Annotated in this window: 21 protein-coding genes, 1 tRNA gene and 1 pseudogene; 16 read left to right on the top strand and 7 right to left on the bottom strand. The window is 72.0% G+C overall.

Features of this window, described 5'->3' with window-relative positions; genetic code table 11:
• Positions 1-150: 150 nt before the first annotated feature.
• The 3 genes from ACYVMZ_RS16170 to ACYVMZ_RS16160 all read right to left on the bottom strand — a co-directional run bounded on the left by ACYVMZ_RS16170 (position 151) and on the right by ACYVMZ_RS16160 (position 3,961).
• Positions 151-822: a LuxR C-terminal-related transcriptional regulator gene (locus ACYVMZ_RS16170; protein ID WP_461080034.1), complete on the bottom strand. Its 672-nt coding sequence runs from the start codon at positions 820-822 to the stop codon at positions 151-153.
• A gap of 262 nt (positions 823-1,084) precedes the next feature.
• Complete coding sequence (locus tag ACYVMZ_RS16165; protein ID WP_461080032.1) at positions 1,085-2,449, bottom strand: sensor histidine kinase; 1,365 nt, start codon at positions 2,447-2,449, stop codon at positions 1,085-1,087.
• A 252-nt stretch (positions 2,450-2,701) separates the two neighbouring features.
• Positions 2,702-3,961 carry a sensor histidine kinase gene (locus tag ACYVMZ_RS16160; protein ID WP_461080058.1) on the bottom strand — a complete coding sequence of 420 codons (1,260 nt, stop codon included), beginning with the start codon at positions 3,959-3,961 and terminating at the stop codon, positions 2,702-2,704.
• A 288-nt stretch (positions 3,962-4,249) separates the two neighbouring features.
• On the opposite strand from ACYVMZ_RS16160, the gene ACYVMZ_RS16155 reads away from it, so the two are divergent.
• The 13 genes from ACYVMZ_RS16155 (at position 4,250) to ACYVMZ_RS16095 (ending at position 16,933) form a co-directional block, all read left to right on the top strand.
• A complete protein-coding gene (locus ACYVMZ_RS16155) occupies positions 4,250-4,669 on the top strand; it encodes an NADH-quinone oxidoreductase subunit A (RefSeq protein WP_461080030.1) in 420 nt (139 codons plus the stop codon).
• On the top strand, positions 4,660-5,256 hold the full coding sequence (locus ACYVMZ_RS16150; RefSeq protein ID WP_461080028.1) for an NADH-quinone oxidoreductase subunit B: 597 nt from the start codon (positions 4,660-4,662) through the stop codon (positions 5,254-5,256). The genes ACYVMZ_RS16155 and ACYVMZ_RS16150 overlap by 10 nt, the downstream gene beginning before the upstream one ends.
• Positions 5,253-6,665 carry an NADH-quinone oxidoreductase subunit C gene (locus ACYVMZ_RS16145; RefSeq protein WP_461080026.1) on the top strand — a complete coding sequence of 471 codons (1,413 nt, stop codon included), beginning with the start codon at positions 5,253-5,255 and terminating at the stop codon, positions 6,663-6,665. The genes ACYVMZ_RS16150 and ACYVMZ_RS16145 overlap by 4 nt, the downstream gene beginning before the upstream one ends.
• Positions 6,662-7,630 carry a complex I subunit 1/NuoH family protein gene (locus ACYVMZ_RS16140; RefSeq protein ID WP_461080024.1) on the top strand — a complete coding sequence of 323 codons (969 nt, stop codon included), beginning with the start codon at positions 6,662-6,664 and terminating at the stop codon, positions 7,628-7,630. Before ACYVMZ_RS16145 ends, ACYVMZ_RS16140 begins: the two co-directional genes overlap by 4 nt.
• A 2-nt stretch (positions 7,631-7,632) precedes the next feature.
• Positions 7,633-8,427: a NuoI/complex I 23 kDa subunit family protein gene (locus ACYVMZ_RS16135; protein WP_461080022.1), complete on the top strand. Its 795-nt coding sequence runs from the start codon at positions 7,633-7,635 to the stop codon at positions 8,425-8,427.
• Positions 8,424-9,101, top strand: coding sequence for an NADH-quinone oxidoreductase subunit J family protein (locus tag ACYVMZ_RS16130; RefSeq protein WP_461080020.1), 678 nt, complete (start codon positions 8,424-8,426; stop codon positions 9,099-9,101). The genes ACYVMZ_RS16135 and ACYVMZ_RS16130 overlap by 4 nt, the downstream gene beginning before the upstream one ends.
• Positions 9,101-9,490: an NADH-quinone oxidoreductase subunit NuoK gene (gene nuoK, locus ACYVMZ_RS16125; protein ID WP_461080018.1), complete on the top strand. Its 390-nt coding sequence runs from the start codon at positions 9,101-9,103 to the stop codon at positions 9,488-9,490. Before ACYVMZ_RS16130 ends, nuoK begins: the two co-directional genes overlap by 1 nt.
• The gene (locus ACYVMZ_RS16120) at positions 9,487-11,481 is read left to right on the top strand and encodes an NADH-quinone oxidoreductase subunit 5 family protein (RefSeq protein WP_461080016.1); all 1,995 of its coding nucleotides are present in this window, start codon (positions 9,487-9,489) and stop codon (positions 11,479-11,481) included. The genes nuoK and ACYVMZ_RS16120 overlap by 4 nt, the downstream gene beginning before the upstream one ends.
• Positions 11,482-11,487: 6 nt before the next feature.
• A complete protein-coding gene (locus ACYVMZ_RS16115) occupies positions 11,488-13,062 on the top strand; it encodes an NADH-quinone oxidoreductase subunit M (protein WP_461080014.1) in 1,575 nt (524 codons plus the stop codon).
• Positions 13,059-14,582, top strand: a complete 1,524-nt coding sequence (locus ACYVMZ_RS16110; RefSeq protein ID WP_461080012.1) for an NADH-quinone oxidoreductase subunit N — start codon at positions 13,059-13,061, stop codon at positions 14,580-14,582. Before ACYVMZ_RS16115 ends, ACYVMZ_RS16110 begins: the two co-directional genes overlap by 4 nt.
• Before the next feature lie 397 nt (positions 14,583-14,979).
• Entirely contained in the window at positions 14,980-15,843 is an 864-nt protein-coding gene (htpX, locus tag ACYVMZ_RS16105; RefSeq protein WP_461080010.1) for a zinc metalloprotease HtpX, read from the top strand.
• Complete coding sequence (locus tag ACYVMZ_RS16100) at positions 15,840-16,235, top strand: YccF domain-containing protein (protein WP_461080008.1); 396 nt, start codon at positions 15,840-15,842, stop codon at positions 16,233-16,235. Before htpX ends, ACYVMZ_RS16100 begins: the two co-directional genes overlap by 4 nt.
• Positions 16,236-16,366: 131 nt before the next feature.
• Entirely contained in the window at positions 16,367-16,933 is a 567-nt protein-coding gene (locus ACYVMZ_RS16095; RefSeq protein WP_461080006.1) for an SMI1/KNR4 family protein, read from the top strand.
• 622 nt (positions 16,934-17,555) lie between these two features.
• Here the strand turns inward: ACYVMZ_RS16095 and ACYVMZ_RS16090 are convergent.
• Positions 17,556-18,806: an APC family permease gene (locus ACYVMZ_RS16090; protein ID WP_461080004.1), complete on the bottom strand. Its 1,251-nt coding sequence runs from the start codon at positions 18,804-18,806 to the stop codon at positions 17,556-17,558.
• A gap of 213 nt (positions 18,807-19,019) precedes the next feature.
• On the opposite strand from ACYVMZ_RS16090, the gene ACYVMZ_RS16085 reads away from it, so the two are divergent.
• A complete protein-coding gene (locus tag ACYVMZ_RS16085; protein ID WP_461080002.1) occupies positions 19,020-19,286 on the top strand; it encodes a GlsB/YeaQ/YmgE family stress response membrane protein in 267 nt (88 codons plus the stop codon).
• A 96-nt stretch (positions 19,287-19,382) separates the two neighbouring features.
• Here the strand turns inward: ACYVMZ_RS16085 and ACYVMZ_RS16080 are convergent, their stop codons facing one another.
• On the bottom strand, positions 19,383-19,871 hold the full coding sequence (locus ACYVMZ_RS16080; protein WP_461080000.1) for a YajQ family cyclic di-GMP-binding protein: 489 nt from the start codon (positions 19,869-19,871) through the stop codon (positions 19,383-19,385).
• 234 nt (positions 19,872-20,105) lie between these two features.
• Between ACYVMZ_RS16080 and ACYVMZ_RS16075 the strand changes: the two genes are divergently transcribed.
• A tRNA-Tyr gene (locus ACYVMZ_RS16075) sits at positions 20,106-20,187 on the top strand.
• A 139-nt stretch (positions 20,188-20,326) separates the two neighbouring features.
• A pseudogene (locus ACYVMZ_RS16070) lies at positions 20,327-20,529 on the top strand (hypothetical protein).
• A gap of 136 nt (positions 20,530-20,665) precedes the next feature.
• On the opposite strand, the gene ACYVMZ_RS16065 reads toward ACYVMZ_RS16070, so the two are convergent.
• Both ACYVMZ_RS16065 and ACYVMZ_RS16060 read right to left on the bottom strand, forming a co-directional pair.
• The gene (locus ACYVMZ_RS16065) at positions 20,666-21,322 is read right to left on the bottom strand and encodes an SDR family oxidoreductase (protein WP_461079998.1); all 657 of its coding nucleotides are present in this window, start codon (positions 21,320-21,322) and stop codon (positions 20,666-20,668) included.
• Between the two features lie 71 nt (positions 21,323-21,393).
• Positions 21,394-22,653, bottom strand: a complete 1,260-nt coding sequence (locus tag ACYVMZ_RS16060; RefSeq protein WP_461079996.1) for an amidohydrolase family protein — start codon at positions 22,651-22,653, stop codon at positions 21,394-21,396.
• Positions 22,654-22,847 lie beyond the last annotated feature (194 nt).

The raw sequence follows: 22,847 nt of genomic DNA, 5'->3' as shown, positions 1-22,847 counted from the left end.
CGACAACGGATCAACGTGCTGTTCGCGATGCTCCGCGACGGCACCTTCTACGAACCCAGAACCCCACGCCTCGCTTGACGAAAGACATAGAGGCACCCCACCCCCTGGAGCCTCCCGTGAAGACGCTCCCAGCTCGTCCCGCGGTTCTCGTCAGGAGTTGAGGTAGGTGAGCACGGCCAGGACCCGTCGGTGATCGCCGTCGCTCTGGGACAGCCCGAGCTTCAGGAAGATGTTGCTGACGTGCTTCTCGACGGCTCCGTCGCTCACCACGAGCTGCTTGGCGATCGCCGAGTTCGTCCGCCCCTCGGCCATGAGCCCCAGGACCTCCCGCTCCCGGGGGGTGAGTCCCGCGAGCACGTCCTGCTTGCGGCTGCGCCCCAGCAGCTGCGCGACCACCTCCGGGTCCAGGGCCGTACCACCCCGCGCCACGCGCACCACCGCGTCCACGAACTCACGTACCTCGGCCACCCGGTCCTTGAGCAGATAGCCGACGCCGCGGCTGGAAGCCGCCAGCAGCTCGGTGGCGTAGCGCTCCTCCACGTACTGCGACAGCACCAGTACGCCCAGCCCCGGATGCGCCTTGCGCAACTGCACCGCGGCCCGGACGCCTTCGTCCGTGTGCGTCGGCGGCATCCGCACGTCCGCCACGACCACGTCCGGCAGCTCGCCCTGCGCGTCCAGCTCCGTGATGGTCTTGATCAGCGCCTCGCCGTCGCCGACCCCGGCGACGACCTCGTGCCCGCGGTCGGTCAGCAGCCGGGTCAGGCCCTCCCTGAGCAGCACTGAATCCTCGGCGATGACCACCCGCACCCTGTCCTCCACGATTCTCGGCCCCCCACAGCCCGGCTCCACCCGTTCGACAGATCCAGCATTCCAGCATCGGGGGGTGGATGCTGGTGGGCGACGCGAATAAGGGGTGGGGAGGAGGTAGGGGGTTCGGTCGGGGGTGGGTTTCGGCTGGGGTGGCTTTTGGGTCGGGGTGGCTTTTGGTCGGGGTGACCACCTCCCGCGCTCAGTCGGTGATCACCGCACCCCCTCGGCCCGCCAGTGGGCCTGGCGTTCACCTCCCGTGCTCAGCCGGTGTTCACCTCACACGCTCGGCCCGCCAGGGCAGCTCCGCCGTCACGCGGGTCGGTCCGCCGGCCGGGGAGTCCACGACCAGGACCCCGTCCACCGCGTCGAGCCGCTCCGCCAGCCCCGCCAGCCCGGAGCCCTTGGACACGTCGGCCCCACCCACGCCGTTGTCCACGACCTGCAGCATCAGCCGGTTCTCCGTACGCCACACCTCGACGCCCGCCCAGGTGGCCCGCGCGTGCTTGCTGATGTTCTGCAGCAGCTCCGACACCGTGAAGTAGGCGATCCCCTCGATCGCCGGCGCCGGCCGCTCCGCGAGGTCCACCTCGACCTGCACCGGCACCGTGCACCGCGACGCCACCGCCGACAGCGCCGCGTCCAGGCCGCGGTCGGTCAGGACGGCGGGGTGGATGCCACGGGCCAGGTCCCGCAGCTCCTGCAGGGCCGTCTTCACCTCGCCGTGCGCCTCATCGACCATCACCGCCGCCGCCCGCGGATCCTCCCGCACCTTCTCCTTCGCCAGCCCCAGATCCATCGCCAGCGCCACCAGCCGGGCCTGCGCCCCGTCGTGCAGGTCCCGCTCGATGCGGCGCAGGTCGGCCGCCGCCGTGTCGACCACGACGCCCCGGTCCGACTCCAGTTCCACCACCCGCGCGCCCAGCCGCGACGGCCCGAGCAGCCCGTGCACCAGCAGCCGGTCCACCATCGTCAGCGCCCGTACGATCCACGGCGTGGCGATCGTGAACAGCAGCCCCACCAGCGCGGTCACCGTGATCTCGAAGGGGTTGTCGAGGTAGATCCGGTGCGTCTCGTCGCCGTACAGCTGTATGCCGTCCTGACCGGCGTACATCGGGAGCACCCAGAACCACAGCGGATACGTCAGCAGCGCCCAGCCGAACACCCAGACGTTCACGGCGACGGCGAAGGAGAACGTCGCCCACGGCAGGAGCAGCAGCGCGTACAGCAGGGTCCGCCACGAGGTGCCGCTCTTGAGGACGGCCCCCATCCAGGCCATCGCGCCCTGCTTCTTCATCCGCAGCGGCTCCGGGTCCGCCACCTCCAGGCCCAGCAGCGCCCGCGCCCGCGACCGCTCCAGCGCCCCGAAACCGCGGCACCCGGCGAGCGCCGCCGCGAGCACCGGGACGCCGAGGAACGTCACCAGCAGGCCCGCCCCCAGCGACACCATCGTGACCGCGTACGTGAACAGCAGGATGCTGATCGGCAGGCCCAGCAGCACATGACCGAGCTCCCGCCAGGTGCGCGCCTCGACCGGCGCCCGCAGCGCGGCCGGCAGCCGGTACCGCCGTCCCCCGGCGCTCCCGGGGTTCCCGGGCCGCTCGTCGAGCCCGTAACCGTGTCCGTACTCCGTGGCCATCGGCGTCGTCCTTCTCCTCGTCCTGCGGCTGTCGTGTCGTACCTCCACCCTGCTCCGCCGCAGGTCGGCGGACCATGGAGCCCGTCGGCGTCCTGGACGGGGGGTTTTCCCCACCTTCGGCCCGGGGGCGGACCTTCCGGGACGGCCTTTCAGGACCGGTCCTGCGGGTCGATCGTGTGGAGTGGTCGTGCCAGGGCGGAGCCCGCCCCGGCAGATCCGGACGGCCGGGGAGACCCGCAGAACGCCCCCGGGTCAGCGCCCCTTACGGCTCTCCCCGCCGGAGGCACCCGCGTCCGTGCCGCGGTCGCGCCACGGCAGTTCCGCCGTGACGGTGGTCGGGCCGCCCTCCGGTGACTCCAGGACGAACAGGCCGTCGACGGCGCCCAGCCGGTCGGCGAGGCCCTGCATCCCCGTACCCCCGTCGAGGCGCGCGCCCCCGCGGCCGCCGTCCCACACCTGTATGAGCAGCCGGTCGTCCGTCCGCCACACGTCCACCGAGGCCGCTCTCGCCCCGCTGTGCTTGCTGATGTTCTGCAGCAGCTCCGAGACGGTGAAGTAGGCGATGCCCTCGATGGCCGCGGCCGGCCGCGAGGGGAGGTCGACCGTCACCTTCACCGGGACCGTGCAGCGCGAGGCGACCGAGGACAGCGCCGCGTCCAGTCCGCGGTCGGTCAGGACGGCGGGGTGGATGCCGCGGGCCAGATCCCGCAGCTCCTGCAGCGCCAGCTTCACCTCGCCGTGCGCCTCGTCGACCATCGCCGCCGCCGCGTCGGGGTCCTCCAGGAGCTTCTCCTTGGCCAGGCCCAGCCCCATGGCCAGGTTGACCAGGCGGGCCTGCGCCCCGTCGTGCAGATCGCGCTCGATGCGCCGCAGGTCGGCCGCGGCCGTGTCGACGACGACACCCCGGTCGGACTCCAGCTCGGCGATGCGCCGCTCCAGCTCGTCGGAGGGCGACAGCAACCCCCGCACCATCGCCCGGTCGGCGTTGGCCAGACCCCGCGCGATGAACGGCAGCACCGGCCACAGCACGAACAGCGAGACCAGCGTGATGGTGAAGGTGAGGACGCCCCAGGGCAGCCGTATGAACTCGTACAGCACCGTGCGCCAGCCGACCGGGTCCTTCACCGCCATCCACAGCTGCTGGAGGAACCCCCCGGTGCCGCGCAGCGGAAGCCGGCTCGGCTCGTCCACCCGCACCCCGAGCAGCGCCCTGGCCCTCGCCCGCTCCATCCTGCCCAGCTGCCGCGCCCCCATCAGCCCGGCCGCGAGCAGCGGGAACCCGATCACGGTGACGGTCAGCCAGAACCCGGTGAACAGCACCGTCACGACGTACGTGAACCCGAGCAGCGACATCGGAAGGTTCGCCAGCAGGTGGGCGATCTCCTTCCAGGTGTGCCGGTCGTAGGCGAATCGGGGCGGCGGCGGGCGTTCACCGGCCTCGGCCGTCGCAGAGGCCGTCGCAGAGGCCGTCGCCGAGGCCGTCGTCGAGGCCGTCGTCGTGCCCGCCGACATGCCCATGGACATGCCCGTGGACATGCCCGTGGACATGCCCGTGGACGTACCTGCGGACGGGAAGCGTTCGGTCATATGCGTAAGCGTGCCCGGCGGTGGTCGGCCGCGCCATGAGGTGAACCGCCACGATCCCCTGGGGTAAACCCCACCCCCCCGCATGCACCACGGTGACGGGCTGCTTACCGTGCCTTTATCAGGGCCTAGACTCGCGTTGCGTACAGATCGTCGAACAGCGGCGTTCACAAGGGTCGCAGAGTCGTCGCAGAGTCAGGGAGCGAGGGGACGGACGTGCCGGAACCGACCGTCGTCTATTCGACCGTCGTCGCGGCGGACCACGCGGCGGACTACTTCGAGTCCTACTCCGTCGTCGGACTGCTCGCCGTCATCGGCGTGCTGTTCGTCGCCGTCGCCTTCGGGGCCGGACGTCTGCTGCGGCCGGTGGTCCCCACGCCCGAGAAACTCCTGACGTACGAGTGCGGCGTCGACCCCGTCGGCGAGGGCTGGGCACACACCCAGGTCCGCTACTACGTCTACGCGTTCCTGTACGTGATCTTCGCCATCGACTCGATCTTCCTCTTCCCCTGGGCGACCGTCTTCGCCGCACCCGGCTACGGCGCGACGACCCTGGTGGAGATGTTCATCTTCCTCGGCTTCCTGGCCGTGGGCCTGCTCTACGCATACAAGAAGGGCGTCCTGGCATGGACGTGACCCCGACCCCCGTGTCGCTCCCCGAGCCGAAGCGGCTGGGCGCGCTCGCCCGCCTGGCCCCCGAGCCGATGAAGGTGATCCTGAACTGGGGCCGCCGCTACTCGCTCTGGGTCTTCAACTTCGGCCTCGCCTGCTGCGCGATCGAGTTCATCGCCGCGTCGATGGCCCGCCACGACTTCATCCGCCTCGGCGTCATCCCGTTCGCGCCCGGCCCGCGCCAGGCCGACCTGATGGTGGTGTCGGGCACGGTGACGGACAAGATGGCGCCCGCCATCAAACGCCTGTACGAGCAGATGCCCGAGCCGAAGTACGTCATCTCCTTCGGCGCGTGCAGCAACTGCGGCGGCCCGTACTGGGACTCGTACTCGGTGACGAAGGGCGTCGACCAGATCATCCCGGTCGACGTCTACGTCCCCGGCTGCCCGCCGCGCCCCGAGGCGCTGCTCCAGGGCATTCTCAAGCTCCAGGAGAAGATCGCGCGCGAGTCGCTGGGCGAGCGGTACGGGACTTCGGCCCGGCCGTCGGCCGCCGCGCTGCAGAGCGGCCTCGTACAGCCACCGGCTCCCGCCGCGGGGGAGGACCGATGACCGCGGTCGGCTGGCTGCCCGCCGACGTCGAGGAGCTGTTCGGCACGGAGGCGACGGCCGAGGAGTCGTACGAGGTCCTGACCGTCGACGTACCCCCGGCGGACTGGATCTCCGCCCTGGAGACCGCCCGCGACCGGCTGGGCTGCACCTACTTCGACTGGCTGAGCGCCGTCGACGAACCGGGCACGGGCTTCCGCGTCGCCGCGCACGTCGCGGCCCTGTCCCCGTCCTCGGTACGACGCCTGCTGCTGCGGACGACCGTCCCGCACGAGGCGCCCGTGCTGGCGAGCGGGGTCGGCGTCTACGCGGGCGCGGCCTGGCACGAACGCGAGACGCACGAAATGTTCGGCGTGGTCTTCGAAGGCCACCCCGCACTGGACCACCTCCTCCTTCCCGAGGGGTTCGAGGGCCATCCGCTGCGCAAGGACTTCGTCCTGGCGGCCCGGGTCGCGAAGGCCTGGCCGGGCGCGAAGGAACCGGGGGAGTCGGAACACGGCGGCCCCAAGCGCCGCCAGATGCTGCCCCCGGGCGTCCCCGACCCGAACGAGTGGGGCCCCCTCAAGGGCCAGCTCCCCCCGGCCCCGTCCCGCCCGGCCCGAGGCGCCGCCCGCGCGGCAGGCGACCGCCCGGCCCGCGGCGCGGCGGCCCGCGCGACGGGCGACCGTCCCGTACGTCGTACGCGTACGGCGGCGGAGGGTTCGGCGAGCCAGGCGGCACCGTCGCCGGAGCCGGGCGCACCGGGAGCCGGGCCGCGTCGTACACGTACGGCGGCGGAGGGCTCCGCCAGCCAGGCGGCCACCGGCCCCGAGACACCGACGGGCGGTTCGACGCGCTCGCCCGCTCCGGAAGCCCCGGGTGCTCCGCGGCGTGCGCGCAGCGCGAGCGAGGGGTCGGCATCGCAGCGGACGGGTGCGTCGGCGGAGTCGCCGGCGGGCGGGTCTGTGCCGGAGGCATCGTCGGCCGGTCCGACCTCGAAGGCACCGGCGGACGGCCCCGCGTCGCAGACACCGGCGGGCGGGCCTGCGTCGGAGGCATCGGCGGCCGATCAGGGAACGGGCGGCAAGGGAACACCGGCAGCCCCGAACGACGACGCCGCGACCGAGCGTGCGCAGGACCGGGCCGCGAAGGCACCCACCGCCCCGCGCAGCCCGGACGCCCCCTGGCACCACGCCCGCCCCACCTTCGAGGAACCGGCACCGCAGCCGTCACCCGAAGCCGCACCCCTGCCCGAGCCCGAGGCGTCGCCCGAAACGCCGCCGGCATCCAGCGACGAGCCGGCGTCCGAGGGCACCGAGGCATCCGAAGCGGAGCCGCCGTCCGTCTCCGAGCCCTCGTCTGAAGACTCCGAAGATCCAGAGAACTCAGAGAACTCAGAGAACCCAGAGAACCCCACAGGAGGCCCGCGGTGAACGACGCGCTCGACGTCACCCTGCGACTCCTGATCGTCTTCGTCGTCTTCCTCACCTTCCCCCTGATCATCGGCCAGACCGAGCACAAGGTCATGGCCCACATGCAGGGCCGCCTCGGCCCGATGTACGCCGGCGGCTTCCACGGCTGGGCCCAGCTCATCGCCGACGGCGTGAAGTTCGCGCAGAAGGAGGACGTCGTCCCCGCGGGCGCGGACCGCCGTATCTTCCAGCTCGCGCCGGCCGTCGCCCTCCTGCCGTACCTGCTCGTCATGCTCGCCATCCCGATCGGCCCGGGCGAGGGCGCCGTGGGCCAGGTCGTGGACGCGGGAATCTTCTTCGTTCTGGCCGTGATGGGCGTCGGCGTCCTCGGCTCGCTCATGGCCGGGTGGGCCTCCGCCAACAAGTTCTCCCTCCTCGGCGGCCTGCGCACCGCCGCCCAGCTCCTGGCTTACGAACTGCCGATGCTGCTCGCCGCCGCCTCCGTCGCGATGGCGGCCGGCACGGTCTCCCTCCCCGGCATCCTCGACGCCTTCGAGTGGTGGTGGCTGCCCTGGCAGATCGTCGGCGCGATCGTGTTCTTCGTGGCGGGACTGGCCGAGCTGCAGCGTCCGCCCTTCGACATGCCCGTCGCCGACTCGGAGATCATCTTCGGCGCGTACACCGAGTACACCGGCCTCCGCTTCGCTCTCTTCCTGCTCGCCGAGTACGCCGGAATCATCGTCCTGTGCGGCCTGACCACCGTCCTCTTCCTCGGCGGCTGGCACGGCCCCTGGGGCGCCGACGGCCTCGGCTGGGTCTGGACCCTGCTGAAGACGGCCGTCCTCGCCTTCATCGTGATCTGGCTGCGCGTCACCTACCCCCGCCTGCGCGAGGACCAGCTCCAGAAACTCTCCTGGACCCTCCTCGTCCCCCTCTCCCTCGCCCAGATCGCCCTCACCGGCATCGTCAAGGTGGTGATCCAGTAGCCATGGCTGAGCCTGTCCCGCCCACCCGGTCCCGCATCCCTGGCAGCGGCCTGGCCAAGGGCCTGGCCGTCACCCTGCGCACGATGACGAAGAAGACCGTCACCGAGCAGTACCCCGATGTGCAGCCCGACCTCCCGCCCCGCACCCGCGGCGTGATCGGGCTGTTCGAGGAGAACTGCACGGTCTGCATGCTGTGCGCCCGCGAGTGCCCGGACTGGTGCATCTACATCGACTCCCACAAGGAGACGATCCCGGCGGCGACCCCCGGCGGCCGCGAACGCAGCCGCAACGTCCTCGACCGCTTCGCCATCGACTTCTCCCTGTGCATGTACTGCGGTATCTGCATCGAGGTCTGTCCTTTCGACGCCCTGTTCTGGTCCCCGGAGTTCGAGTACGCCGAGACCGACATCCGCGACCTCACCCACGAGCGCGACAAGCTGCGCGAGTGGATGTGGACGGTCCCGGCCCCGCCGGCCCTCGACCCCGGCGCGGAGGAGCCGAAGGAACTCGCCACCGCCCGCAAGACCGCCGAAAAGCTGGCGGCCCAGCAGCAGGCCGCGACCGCCGAGGCCACCGCGCCCACCGGGCCGGCCGGCCCTGCCGCGGCCACGGGACCCGGCGAGGCCGCAGCCCGGCCCACCGCAGGGCCAACCCCCACGCCCCCGGCCGGCACCGAGCCCCACGCCGACGAGCAGGCCCGTGCCGCCGAGTCCCCGACCCGCCCGATGGGTGACTCCAAGCAGCAGACGGACCAGCCGCGGCAGGAACCACGCGACCGGCAGGAGGGCCGGGAATGACCCTCGCAGCGACCGCCGCCCTCCCCCAAGCTCTCGACTTCGCTCGAGCAGGGGGGACCCCCATCGCGGCGCACACCACCATGGCCGCCGAATCCCACGGCTTCCTCTCCCCGACCGGCGTCGAGATCGCCTTCCTCCTCGTCGGCCTGGTCACCTTCGGCGCCGCGATCGTCACCGTCACCACCCGGCAGCTGGTGCACGCCGCCCTGTGGCTGGTGGTGACCCTCGGCGGCCTGGCCGTCGAGTACCTCCTGCTCACCGCCGAGTTCATCGCCTGGGTGCAGGTCCTCATCTACGTCGGTTCCGTCGTCGTCCTCCTCCTGTTCGGTCTGATGCTCACCAGGGCCCCCATCGGCCGCTCCCCGGACGCCGACTCAGGCAACCGCTGGGCCGCCCTCACGGTGGCTGTCGCCGCCGCGGCCGCCCTGGTGTGGGTCGTCGTCGACGCCTTCCGCACGACCTGGATCGATCTGGACGGCCCCGCCGCCGGGTCCACCAGCGTGACCGGCGCGAGCCTCTTCCAGAACTGGGTCCTCCCCTTCGAGGCCCTCTCCGTCCTCCTCCTCGCCGCCCTGGTCGGCGCGATCGTCCTGTCCCGCAAGGCGAAGGCAGAGCCGGCCACCCGAGCCGGGAGTGCCCCGGGCACCCGCAGCGAGAAGGAAGGGACCCGCTGATGCACCTCGCCTATCCCGCCGTGCTCTCCGCCCTCCTGTTCTGCACGGGCCTGTATGGCGTCCTCGCCCGCCGCAACGCGATCCTGGTCCTGATGTCGGTCGAGCTGATGCTCAACGCCGTCAACCTCAACCTGGTCGCCTTCGACGTCTGGCTCAGCAGGACCGCCGAGGAGACCCTGCACTCCGGCCAGGCGCTGACCCTGTTCACCATCGCCATCGCCGCCGCCGAGATCGGCATCGGCCTGGCGATCGTCCTCGCCGTCTACCGCAACCGCGGCACCTCGGACATCGACAAGCTCCGCGACACCGCCGAGGGCCACGAGACCGACGGCCCCGACCGCGACGCCCTCACGGCCGAGCAGGCCGAGAAGGCTGAGGCCACCGCGTGACCACCACCACCCTTGCCGTCCTCGTCCCCCTCCTTCCGTTCCTCGGCGCGGCCGCCGGCCTGCTCCTGGGCCGTACGGCCCCCGGCTTCGTCCGCCCGCTCGCCGTCCTGCCGACGCTCGCGTCCCTCGTGCTCGCCGCGGTGGTCGCGCTGCGCCAGGGCGGCGACCGGGCCGTCGACGCCGCCACCGAGCTCACGCCCACCGGCTCCGTCCCGGTCGAACTCGCCCTGCACATCGACGGCTTCGCCGCCCTCACCGCCGTCCTGGTCGGCGTCGTCGCCACCTGCGTGCAGATCTACTCGACGGGCTACCTGCGCGACGACCCGCGCTATCCCTCGTACGCCGCCCTCGTCTCCCTGTTCACCTCCGCGATGCTCCTGGTCGTCTACTCCGGCGACCTGATCGTGCTGCTGGTCGGCTGGGAAGTCATGGGCATCTGCTCCTACTTCCTTGTCGGCCACTACTGGGAGACCCCGGAGGCCCGCGCCGCCTCCCTCAAGGCCTTCCTGGTCACCAAGCTCGGCGACGTCCCCTTCCTCATCGGCCTGTTCGCCCTCGCCACCGACGCCGGCTCCTTCCGCATCACGCGGGTCCTCGGCGCCGTCGCGAGCGGCGGAATCGACCACCCGACGCTCATCGCCCTGCTGCTCCTGGCGGGCGTGGCGGGCAAGTCGGCGCAGTTCCCGCTGCACACCTGGCTCCCCGACGCGATGGCGGGCCCGACGCCCGTCTCCGCGCTGATCCACGCCGCGACGATGGTCGCCGCCGGTGTCTACTTCATCGCCCGTCTCCTCCCGCTCTTCGAGGCCTCGCAGGCCGCGATGGTGGTCCTCGCCGCGATGGCCGCCGTCACGATGGTCGGCTCGGCGCTGGCCGCGCTCGCCCAGGACGACATCAAGCGCGTCCTCGCCTACTCGACGATCGGCCAGCTCGGCTACATGTCCGGCGCCCTCGCCGTCGGCGACCGCTCAGCCGCCGTCTTCCACCTCCTGTCCCACGGCGCCTTCAAGGCGCTGCTGTTCCTCGCGGCCGGCGTGATCATCCACGCCGCCGGCACCAACTCGCTGGCCGCCATGTCCCGCATGCGCAACCTGCGCGACCGCGTCCCCGACGCCTACTGGACGATGACCGTGGCGCTCCTCGCGCTCGCCGCGATCCCGCCCTTCAGCGGCTTCTTCTCCAAGGAGGCCGTCCTCGGCGTCGCCGAGCACGTCGTCACCGGCCACACCGAGCACGCCCCCGGCGCCTCGGGCTGGATCGTCCTCCTCTCCGGTCTGCTCACGGCCCTGCTCACCGCCGCGTACGCGATGCGACTGTGGCTGCTGGCCTTCCGCGGCCGGGGCGCCGAGGCCCCCGACCACGGCAGGCAGCCGCTGACGATGACCGTGGTGCTGTGGGTGCTCGCCGTGCCGTCGCTCGCCCTCGGAGGGTTCGCGTTCCGCGTGCTGCCCGATTGGTTCGACGGCCGCGAGCTGAGCCCGACCCTCACCACGTCCGTGCTCGGCACGGGCGTGGCCCTGGTCGGCGGCATCGTCACCTACGCGGCCTGGCGGCACACCACCGCGCTCGTGGCCCGCGTCCCGCTGGGAGCCGTCGCCGCCCACCCGGAGGCCGACGCCGCACAGGTCGAGGCCGAGGCCATCGCCAGCCACAAGCCCGCGTACGGCACCGTGGCCGCCGCACCCGACCCGTCCGACCCCGGGCGGCTGCTGCTCGGCCCGCTGCACCGGCAGGCGGCCCTCGGCTTCCGCCTGGACGCCGTGTACGCGGCCCTCTTCGTCCGCCCGGTCCAGGCCGGCGCGCGTCTCGTCCGGTTCCTCGACCGAGAGGTCGTCGACACCTACGTCAGCGGCGCCGGCGCCCTGCCGCGCTGGCTGGGAACCGCCGTACGACGTGCCCAGACCGGCAATGTGCAGACCTATGTGAGCGCGCTGCTCGCCGGCACCGTCGTCCTGGTGGTCGCCGCCGTCCTCGTCGCCACGGGAGCGTGAGCAGGCGTGATCGATATCAGCGAGTCCGTGATGCAGTTCCTTCTGGCATTCGTCGTCGTCGGCCCGCTCCTCGGGGCCGCCGCCGCTCTCCTGCCCGCCCCGCCCGGGCTGAAGGGGAAGTCACCCGAGCAGGCCGTGCTCCGGCACGGCGTCACCGTCACCGGCGCGGTCCTCGTCGCCGCGATCGTCCTCGCGCTCGGCTTCGACCACGACCAGCCGTCGAAGATGCAGGCCAGCACCGACATCAGCTGGATCCCCGCACTCGACGTGCGCATCCACCTCGGCATCGACGGCATCTCCCTCCCCCTTCTGGTCCTGACCGCGCTGCTGACCTTCCTCTGCGCGCTCTACTCGTACTTCAAGATGCCCGCGGGCCCGGCCCCGAAGGCCTTCGTCGCCCTGCTGCTCGTCCTCGAGTCCGGCACACTCGCGACCTTCGCCGTCCTCGACCTGCTGCTGTTCTTCCTCGCCTTCGAGATGGTCCTCATCCCGATGTACTTCCTCATCGCCCGCTGGGGCGGCGAGGGCCGGGCCGAGGCCGCCTGGAAGTTCATCCTCTACACGCTGCTCGGCTCCGTGGTCATGCTGCTCGGCCTGCTCCTGATCGGAATCAAGGCGGGCACGTTCGACATGATGGCACTCGCCACTGACAACGGCCGGTCGCTGACCACATCCGTGCAGGTCATCGCCGTTCTGGCGATCGGGATCGGGCTCGCGGTCAAGACGCCGATGTGGCCGCTGCACAGCTGGCTGCCCGACGCCCACACCGCCGCGCCGACCGTCGGCTCGGTCCTGCTGGCCGGCGTCCTGCTGAAGATGGGTACGTACGGTTTCGTCCGTATCCTCCTCCCCATCGCGCCGGACGGCTTCCGGACCTTCGCGCCCTACCTCGCCGCCTTCGCCGTCGTCGGGATCATCTACGGATCCCTCGCCTGCCTCGCCCTCGCCAAGCGGGGCGCGAAGGGCGACCTCAAGCGGCTCATCGCCTACTCCTCCGTCGGCCACATGGGCTTCGTGCTGCTCGGCATCGCGACCATGACCCCGACCGGCGTGAACGGCGCGCTGTTCGCCAACATCGCCCACGGCCTCATCACCGGCCTGCTCTTCTTCCTGGTCGGAGCGCTGAAGGACCGCACCGGCAGCACCGACCTCGACACCTTCGCCGAGGAGACCGGCGCCGCGCTGTACGGCAAGGCCCCGCGCCTGGGCGGTCTGCTCGCCTTCGGCGCGGTCGCCTCGCTCGGCCTGCCCGGCCTGGCCGGGTTCTGGGGCGAGATGCTCGCGCTGTTCGGCGCGTTCGACCCCGCCGACGGCCTCAGCCGCCCCGCCTTCCTCACCTTCATGGCGATCGGCGCGTTCGGAACACTCCTGACGGCCGCGTACCTGCTCGTCGTGGTCCGCCGCGTCTGCATGGGCGCCGTCCCGCAGGACGCCCCGAAGCTCACTGACGTCCGCTCTTACGAGTTCGCGGCCTGGGCCCCGCTCGTCGTCCTCACCGTCGTCGCCGGCCTGTGGCCCAAGGCCCTCCTCGGCCTGTCCGACCCGGCCGTGCAGCAGCTCCTCGCAGGAGGCACCCGATGAGCTCCCTGGCCCAGCCCCTGTCCGCGTCGCTGGTCCAGTCCGTCGACTGGCTCGCGATCGCGCCGCCCACCATCGCGGCGGTCGTCGCACTCGTCGTCCTCGTCACCGACCTGTTCGTCGGCGAGCAGCGGAAGGCGCTGCTCGGCTGGCTGTCGGTGGCCGGACTCGCCGCCTCCGCGCTCATGCTGCTGCCCCTCCTGGACGGCGACCGCAGCACCTTCTGCCTGACCGGCGACCCGGGAGTGTGCAGCTACACCGCGGACCGCTTCACGCTCGTCATCCAGTTCCTGGTCCTCGGCGGGGCCCTTCTGACCGCCCTTCTGTCGGTCACCGCCCTGAAGGACGCGCGTGGGGGACTGCCCGAGGGCGAGTTCTGGTTCCTGCTGCTGTCCTCCGCGGCCGGCGCCGCTCTCCTGCCTGCCTCCCGCGACCTCGCGACCCTCATCGTCGCCCTGGAGGTCGCCTCCCTGCCGGCCTTCGCCCTCGTCGGCCTCCGCCACGGCGACCGGCGCTCCTCCGAAGCGGCCCTGAAGTTCTTCCTGTCCTCGGTCACCGCGACCGCGGTCAGCCTCATGGGCATCAGCTTCGTGTACGCCTCCACGGGCACCCTCTACCTCACCCAGGTCGCCGACCGGATCCAGACCGTCGACGGGCAGCTCACCACGCTCGCCCACACCGGTGTCGTCCTCACCCTCGTCGGCTTCGCCTTCAAGACGGCCGCTGTGCCGTTCCACTTCTGGGTGCCCGACACCTACGTCGGCGCGCCCCTGCCGGTCGCCGCCTACCTGTCGGTCGTCGGCAAGGCGGTCGGTTTCACCGGCCTGATCCTCGTCACGGTGATCGCCCTCCCGTCGTACGCCGACGTCTGGGGCCCGGCCCTGGCGGCGCTGGCCGCGCTCACCATGACCGTCGGCAACGTCGGCGCGCTCCGCCAGCAGGGCACGCGCGCGTACAGCGCGGTACGCCTGCTCGCCTGGTCGTCCGTCGGCCAGGCGGGCTACCTCCTGGTGCCGATCGCCGCCGCCGCGTACTCCGACGACGCCGAGCAGTCGATCGGCTCCACCGTCGCTTACGCCCTGATGTACGGCGCCGTGAACCTCGGCGCGTTCGCGGTGGTCGCCCTCCTGGGCCGTACGAGACCCCTCAACCGTGTCTCCGACTACCGGGGCCTGTACGCGTCGAGCCCGCTGACCGCGCTGCTCATGGCGTTCTTCCTGCTCTGCCTCGCCGGACTGCCGCCGGGCATCATCGGCCTCTTCGCGAAGGTCACCGTCTTCTCCGCGGCCGTCGACGCGGGCCTCGGCTGGCTCGCCGTGGTCATGGCCGTCAACGTCGTCATCGCGCTGTTCTACTACCTGCAGTGGACGGCCCTGCTGTTCCGCGCCCCCGAGGCAGAGCCCGAGAAGCACCGCGTCCCCGCGCCCGTCACCGCCGCGATCGCCCTGACCGGCGTCCTCGCCATCGCCCTGTCCGGAGCACCTCAGCTGGTCCTGCGCTTCACCGACACCGGGCTGTTCTGACACTCGGGCTGCTCTGACACTCGGCCTGCCCTGACACCGGGCTGTTCGGGCTGTTGTACGCCGGGCTGTTGTGACACCTGGCTGTTGTGACACCTGGCTGTTGTGACACCGGGCTGCTCTGAGACCGCCCTTCTGTCGACGGGTTCTTCTGACCACCCGTCTGCACGTCCGTCGCTTTCGCCACGCACGCGTGGGGCACCCGACCCCACACGTGCGTGGCGCGGGCCGCCGTCACCCGGACGGTCCACGCGCGCCGCCGCACGCACAAGGGAACTAGTGCCTCTCGCCTGGCGTTGACCAGTACGGGAGGGTCCACTGGACGTGACAACACGACGCCAGTGGGCTTCGCACATCAGCAAGCAAGGGTTCCCCTGCCGCACCACTTGGAGGGCGTACCGTGCACCGCCGGCACAACGGGCTCAGGACCGCAGTACTCCTCGGGGGACTGTCCGCACTCATCATCGTCATCGGCAGCTTTTTCGGCCGCATGGGGCTCGTCGTCGCCGTCCTGATCGCGCTGGGTACGAACGCGTACGCGTACTGGAACAGCGACAAGCTGGCGCTCCGCGCCATGCGTGCCCGCCCGGTGAGCGAGTTCGAGGCCCCGGGGCTGTACCGGATGGTCCGCGAGCTCTCCACGCAGGCCCGCCAGCCCATGCCGCGCCTGTACATCTCCCCGACGGACGCGCCCAACGCCTTCGCCACGGGCCGCAACCCGCGCAACGCCGCCGTGTGCTGCACCGACGGCATCCTGCGCCTGCTGGACGAGCGCGAGCTGCGCGGCGTCATCGGCCACGAGCTCAGCCACGTCTACAACCGGGACATCCTCATCTCGTCGGTCGCCGGCGCCCTCGCCTCCGTGATCATGTTCCTGGTCAACTTCGCCTGGCTGATCCCCATCGGCCGCTCCGATGACGACGACGGTCCCGGTCTGCTCGGCATGCTGCTGATCATGATCCTGGGCCCGCTCGCCGCCACTCTCATCCAACTGGCCATCAGCCGCTCCCGCGAGTACGAGGCCGACGCTTCCGGCGCCCAGCTCACCGGCGACCCGCTCGCCCTCGCCAGCGCGCTGCGCAAGCTCGAACTCGGCACCAAGCAGCTCCCGCTGCCGCCCGAGCCCCGTATCGAGACCGCCAGCCACATGATGATCGCGAATCCGTTCCGCCCCGGGCAGGGGTTCTCGAAGATGTTCTCCACGCACCCGCCGATGGCGGAGCGCATCGCCCGACTCGAGAAGATGGCAGGTCCCCACCAGTGAAGACCATCCTGAACGTCATATGGCTCGTCCTGAGCGGCTTCTGGCTCTTCCTCGCCTACCTGCTCGCGGGCGTGCTGCTGTGCATCACGATCATCGGCATCCCGTTCGGCAACGCGGCCTTCCGCATCGGTGTCTACGCCCTGTGGCCCTTCGGGTACACCACGGTCGAGCGCCGTGACGCGGGCGCGCCCTCCTGCGTCGGCAACGTCCTGTGGCTGGTCCTGGCCGGCTGGTGGCTGGCCCTCGGCCACATCGTCACGGGCGTGCTGCTGTGCGTCACGATCATCGGCATCCCGCTCGGCATCGCCAACTTCAAGCTGATCCCCGTCTCCCTGCTCCCGCTGGGACGCGAGATCGTGCGCACGGACCAGCCGTTCGGCCGGCGCTGGTAGCAACGGCCGGGACGCGCCCCGGCGCACGGCCCGCATGGGCGCTTCACACCGGCGAGGGACGTGGTTGTCCACAACCGCCGGGCTGTCCACAGGCCCGCCCGATTGTCAGTGGCGGCCTGCATGATGGCGCCATGACCGAGATCGAGCAGGTGCTGGCACGGGTGGCGGCCAAGGCCCGCACCACCCGCCCATGGGGCTGGACTTCCCTCCCCGAGCCCGTCGACGCGGCCGCACTGGCCCGCGCCGAGGCCGCCCTGGGTTTTCCCCTGCCCCCGCTGCTCGCCGAGCTCTACCTGCGCATAGCGGACGGCGGATTCGGCCCGGAGTACGGCCTGTTGCCCCTGCTCGACAGCCCGCCCGCCAGCGAGCCCGCCGCCGTCGCCCAGTACCTCGCCCACCGCGAGAGCGGCCGCAAGCGCCCCGACTGGCCCTGGCCCGAAGGGGTGCTGCCGATATCCCACTGGGGCTGCGCGATGTACGCGTGCGTGGACTGCCGGGCACCGCAAGCCACCGTCCTGCTCTACGAGCCGAACGCCGACGACGCCGACCACGCCTGGTTCGTCGACGCCCCCAGCCTCATCGACTGGCTGCGCGCCTGGATCGACGGCACGGGCTGGTACGAGGAGACGAATGAGGAGCTGGAGATGCCGACTTGGACCGGCTACCGCATACGTACGGCGTGCGCGCAGGCCCGCTGAGAGGCGCTGAGCGACACAGAGAGACACGACTGCCACAAGGCCGGGCAGACAGACGGCTGTAGGCACCTGGCCCATCGAAGCTGGGCAGCCAGCGCGCCGTCGCCTGGAGACATGCCCGCCGCGAGCCGGCCCCGGCAGCGCGCCGTCACCTGGACACGACTGCCGCGAGTGCACCCCGGCAGCCCACCATCGGCTAAAGCACGACCACCCCGAACCCAGTCGGCAGCCACGTGGCCTGGAGACACACGCCTCGAGTTCGCCGCGACGACAACCCACCATCGCTAGAGGTGCCCACGCCCCTGAGCCGCCCGGCAGTCCATCGCGGCCGAGAGGCACACGTCCCTGAGCCCGCCCCGCCAACCCACCATCGCCTAGAGCCGCCCACGCCCCCGAACCCGCCCGGCAGTCCACCGTCACCAAGAGCCGCTCACGCCCCCGAGCCCAGCCGGCACCCCGTCACCGAGAGACACACGTCCCCGAATCCGCCCCGCACGCCACCGTCGCCGAGAGACACACGCCCTCAAACCCGCCCGACAACCACCATCACCAAGAGCCGCACCCACCCCCGTCCAGCCACCGACCCACGATCGCCAAGAGAAGGCCGGACCACTGCCATTGGGCATCACGCGCCCCGCGCAGCCGCCCACCGCCGCACCCCGTACGCCACCACGCCCACGGCGAGCACGCCCGCGCCCACGGCCATCGAGACCCCCGGCAGCGAGAACGCCAGCACCACGCAGCCGACGAGCCCCACTGCCGGCACCACCCGTGCCGCAGGAGCCGTGTCGAGCGTCCAGGCGGAGGCGTTGGCCACCGCGTAGTACGCCAGCACACCGAAGGAGGAGAAACCGATCGCGCCCCGGACGTCCACCGTGGCGGCCAGGACCGCGACGACCGCACCCACCGCCAGCTCCGCCCGGTGCGGCACCTGGAACCGCGGATGCACGGCGGCCAGCGCCCCCGGCAGATGCCGGTCCCGGGCCATGGCCAGCGTCGTCCGCGAGACACCCAGGATCAGGGCGAGCAGGGAGCCGAGCGCGGCCACGGCGGCGCCCACCCGCACCACCGGCACCAGCCCGGGCACCCCGGCCGCGCGCACCGCGTCGGCCAGTGGCGCGGTCGCGCCCCCCAGACGGTCCGGCCCCAGCACCGAAAGGACAGCCACCGCCACACACGCGTACACCGCCAACGCGATGCCCAGGGCCAGCGGGATCGCGCGCGGGATGGTGCGCGCCGGATCCCGCACCTCCTCGCCGAGGGTCGCGATCCGGGCGTACCCGGCGAACGCGAAGAACAGCAGCCCGGCCGCCTGCAGGATCCCGCCCGCGCCGTCCGAGGCGCCGATGTCCAGCCGCCCGGCGTCGGACCGACCGGACGCCAGGCACACGACCACCACGGAAGCGAGGACAGCGAGGACCACCGCCACGATCGCCCGCGTCAGCCACGCGGACTTCTGGATTCCGCCGTAGTTCACCGCGGTCAGCGCCACCACGGCCGCGACCGCCACGGTGTGCGCCTGCCCCGGCCAGACGTACGCGCCCACGGTGAGCGCCATCGCCGCACAGGAGGCCGTCTTCCCGACCACGAACGACCAGCCCGCGAGATAACCCCAGAATTCCCCGAGCCGCTCGCGTCCGTACACGTACGTGCCTCCCGAGGCCGGATACCGGGCGGCCAGGCGCGCCGACGACATCGCGTTGCAGTACGCGACGACGGCGGCGACCGCGAGCCCGATCAGCAGCCCGGTGCCGGCCGCGTGCGCCGCGGGGGCCAGGGCGGCGAAGATCCCGGCTCCCACCATCGAGCCGAGGCCGATAACCACGGCGTCGCCCACGCCGAGGGTGCGCCGCAGTTCGGAGCCGGAACATGTCATGGGCCGCACCCTACTGATCGACGCAACCACCGGATGCATCCGGTACGTCCTCCTCACCAAGACGGCATGAACGCGCGCGGCAAGGTCGACGCACGCGGACGCACACTGCACGACGCACGAGCACGGTCGGCACGACGGTCGAGCACGGACGGCCCGGAGCGAGATCACAGTTCGGCACAGTGTGAGCACAGCGGGAAAGGGCAGGGTCACGGCATGACGATCATCAGCTGGATCATCCTCGGACTGCTGGCGGGAGCCATCGCCAAGTTCCTGCTGCCGGGCCGCGACCCGGGCGGTCTCGTCGGTACGACCCTGATCGGCGTCGCGGGCGCCTTCGTCGGCGGCTGGATCTCGGCCCGCTGGCTGGACCACCCGATCAGCAAGGGCTTCTACGACGGCGCCACCTGGGCAGCCGCGATCGGCGGCTCGCTGGTCCTGCTGATCGTCTACCGCCTGCTGTTCGGCAACTCGCGCGACTGACCGCGCCCCCGGCCTGCGGCCGGCAGGCGAGAAGGGTGGGCACCCCGGGTGCCCACCCTTCCCCGTGACACGCGCCGGACGCGGACGCGTGCGGTCCTACCGGTAGTTCACGAACTGCAGAGCGAAGTCGAAGTCCTGGCCCTTCAGCAGGGCGATGACGGCTTGCAGGTCGTCGCGGCTCTTGGAGCTGACCCGCAGTTCGTCACCCTGCACCTGGGCCTTCACGCCCTTCGGGCCCTCGTCGCGGATGATCTTCGCCACCTTCTTCGCGTTCTCCTGGGAGATGCCCTCCTTGATCGACGCGAAGATCTTGTACTCCTTGCCCGAGAGCTGGGGCTCGCCCGCGTCCAGAGCCTTCAGGGAGATGCCCCGCTTGATCAGCTTGGACTGGAAGACGTCGAGGACAGCCTTCACCCGGTCCTCGGAGTTCGCCTCCATGAGGATCTTGTCACCCGACCACGAGATCGAGGCACCCACGCCCTTGAAGTCGTAGCGCTGCGAGATCTCCTTGGCGGCCTGGTTGAGGGCGTTGTCGACCTCCTGCCGCTCGACCTTCGAGACGATGTCGAAACTGGAGTCGGCCATGTCCTGTGGCTCCTTGCATCGGGGTGCGAATCGGGGTGCTTTCCGGGTGCGTACCGGCGTACGCGGACGGCCGCCGAGTCCGGCAGGTTCCCGGGCCGCATCCGGACAAGCCTAGCCACCCCCCGCCCTCCGGGCGCTGATCAATCGGGTGGCGAAGCACCCCTCCCCATCGGGTATTGTTTACGTCGTTGCCACGGAGCACCGCCGAAAAGCGGTTCGAAGGGCAGCAACCCCGGCGGTGTGCCCGAGCGGCCAAAGGGAGCAGACTGTAAATCTGCCGGCTCAGCCTTCCCAGGTTCGAATCCTGGCGCCGCCACACTGAAAGATACCCCCTCCGAACTGCGGAAACGCAGAGCGGAGGGGGTATCTTCGTGTTCGCGGGCGATGGTGCAGCGGAATCGAAGCGGCGTGACGTGACTCACGCCGCTGGTGGGCTGCCACTCAAGCACCGGGCCTTGCCCACCTCGGGCCCCGAGTGCCACCGCGAGATCGCCGTCGTGGCCGGACGGTACGCGCGCCACGATCCGCCCGGCGCGCGGGAGAACGGCGAACTCACCTCATGCCCCGGCTCCCGCCGCCCTGCCCAAGTCGGCGCGGCACAGCCGTCATTGGACGGGTACGTCGCCCGGAGTTCCCCGGGCAGCTCCACCTGTTCTAGGCGTGCGAGCCGTACGGTCGCCGGTCGCCGGTCGTCGCCACCGCCTCGCCGTCCGCGTCCAGCCGCAGCTCCTCGAGCCATACCGGGGATACCCGGAGGCGAACTGCCGGGCGCAGGAGGCGCGTACCGCCGTGTCTCAGTTCCCCGCCACCGACTTCACCGCCACGGACACCGGTGCCGACCCGCTGATCAGCTCCAGCGTCAGACCGGCCGTCGCCGGTGTGTCGATCAACTCCGCCAGTACGGCGGCCACGTCGTCGCGCGGGATCGGGCCGCGGCCCGTGCGCGCCTCCAGGCGGACCAGGCCGGTGCCCGCGTCGTCCGTGAGCTGACCGGGGCGCAGGATCGTCCAGTCCAGGGCGTCCAGGTTGCGCACGTACGCGTCGGCCTCCCCCTTGGCGCGCAGGTACACGTCGAAGACCTCGTTCCCCTCGTGTGCCGGGTCCGCGCCCATGGAAGACACGATCACGAAACGCCGTACGCCCGCCCGGACCGCCGCGTCCGCGAAGAGGACCGCCGAGGCCTTGTCCACCGTCTCCTTGCGGGCCGCCCCGCTGCCCGGGCCCGCGCCCGCCGCGAACACCGCCGCGTCGGCGCCCCGCAGCCGCTCCGCGACCTCCTCCACGGAGGCCGACTCCAGGTCGAGCACGACCGGTTCGGCGCCTGCCTGCCGCAGATCGTCCGCCTGTTCGGCCTTGCGGACGATCCCCGCGACCTCGTCCCCACGCGCGGCGAGCAGCCGCTCCAGCCGCAGCGCGATCCGACCATGACCACCAGCGATGACAATGCGCATGCCTTCGACCGTACGCCCGGCCGGTCGCATCCGCCGCACGACTCCGGCCACGCGCCAGCACCCGACCGGCCCTACGACAACTCCCCGCGCCCCTGCCGAGGCAGCCCCAGCTCCACCGACGCCGCCGAACTGCAGTACTCCCGCACCGCGCTGGTCCGCGCCACCACGCGCCCCCGGTGCACCACGATCCGGCTGTACGCCAGCGACAGCGCCGCCGCCAGCCGATCCCCGCGCACCGCCAGCAGCTCCGCCGGGAAACCGGCCTCCACGCGCACCTCGGGCAGCCCCAGCACCGCCCGCGCCGACCCGCTCACGGCGTCGTAGGCGTCCTCGGGCGGCAGGCCGTGGCGCGAGGCCAGCAGATACGCCGCCTCCAACGGATCCCCGCGCCCCGCCGGGTTCGACACGTCCCGCAGCGCGCCGCTCCCGGCGGCCACCCGCACCCCGGCCGCGCGCAGCAGCCGTACCGGAGCCGCGCCCCGCCGGTCGACACCCCCGCAGCCGCCCTGCGGCAGGCACACCACCGCCACCCCGGCCGCCGCGAGCTGGTCCGCGGTCCGCGAAGCCACCTCGGCGGGCAGCCGGCCCAGGCCCCCGCACGGACCGAGGGTCACGCCGGGGCGCAGCCCGCCCGCCATCGCCGCGAGCCGGGCCAGGCGAGCCGGGTCGGCGGCGTCCGTGTGCAGGTCGACGGGGCAGCCGTGCTCGGAGGCGACCTCCAGGACCGCCTCCACATAGCCCGTCGGATCGGGGTCCAGATCCGGACTGCCGCCCACCACCGAGGCGCCCATCTTCACCGCGTCCCGCAGCATCGCGAGCCCGTCCGCCCCCGCCACCCCGGTCAGCACCCGCGGCACCGCCACCGTCGCCACCTCCACCAGCCCGCGCAGCGCACGCCGCGCCCGCAGTACGGCGGTCAGCGAGCCCAGCCCCTGCACGTCGCCCACGCGTACGTGGGCCCGCAGCGCGGTCGCCCCGTGCCCGAGCTGGAGCAGGGCGGCCTCCGTCGCCCGGCGCTGGACGTCCTGCGGGTCGCAGGAGACCGGGCCGTCGGCGTCGGCCGACAGGGCCGTGTCGGCGTGGGCGTGCGGCTCGGCCGGCGCCGGCAGGAGCAGATAGCCGCTGAGGTCCACGCGCGCGTGTGTGTCGCCCGTCGCGAGGCTCCCCGCCGTACCGACCGCCTCGATGCGCCCGCCGCCCAGCCGTACGTCCACGGTCCGGCCGTCGGTCAGCCGCGCCCCGCACAGCAGCAGCGAGGCCGGGTCGGTGGACCCGGACGAAGCGGACGGGGACGACGACGGGGGCGGTGGCTGCGGCTGGCTGTCGGGCATCGTGCTCCAGGGGCTCGGGCTGCACACGGAGGACGCGTGATCACGCAGAGTGAGTCGAGCCTAGGACGGCGCCCCGGCCGTCGCGGGGAGGAGCGCAATAGTCGTACCGGCGTGGTCCGCCGTGCGGAGACGGGTGGAGACGGGGGGACGCGAGGAACCCGAGGCGCCCTGGGAGACCCGTGCGGCGGCCCGGG

The organism is Streptomyces deserti (assembly GCF_054782695.1).
The sequence above is the reverse complement of the archived record's forward strand: the minus strand, read 5'-3'. Positions and strand labels throughout refer to the sequence as shown.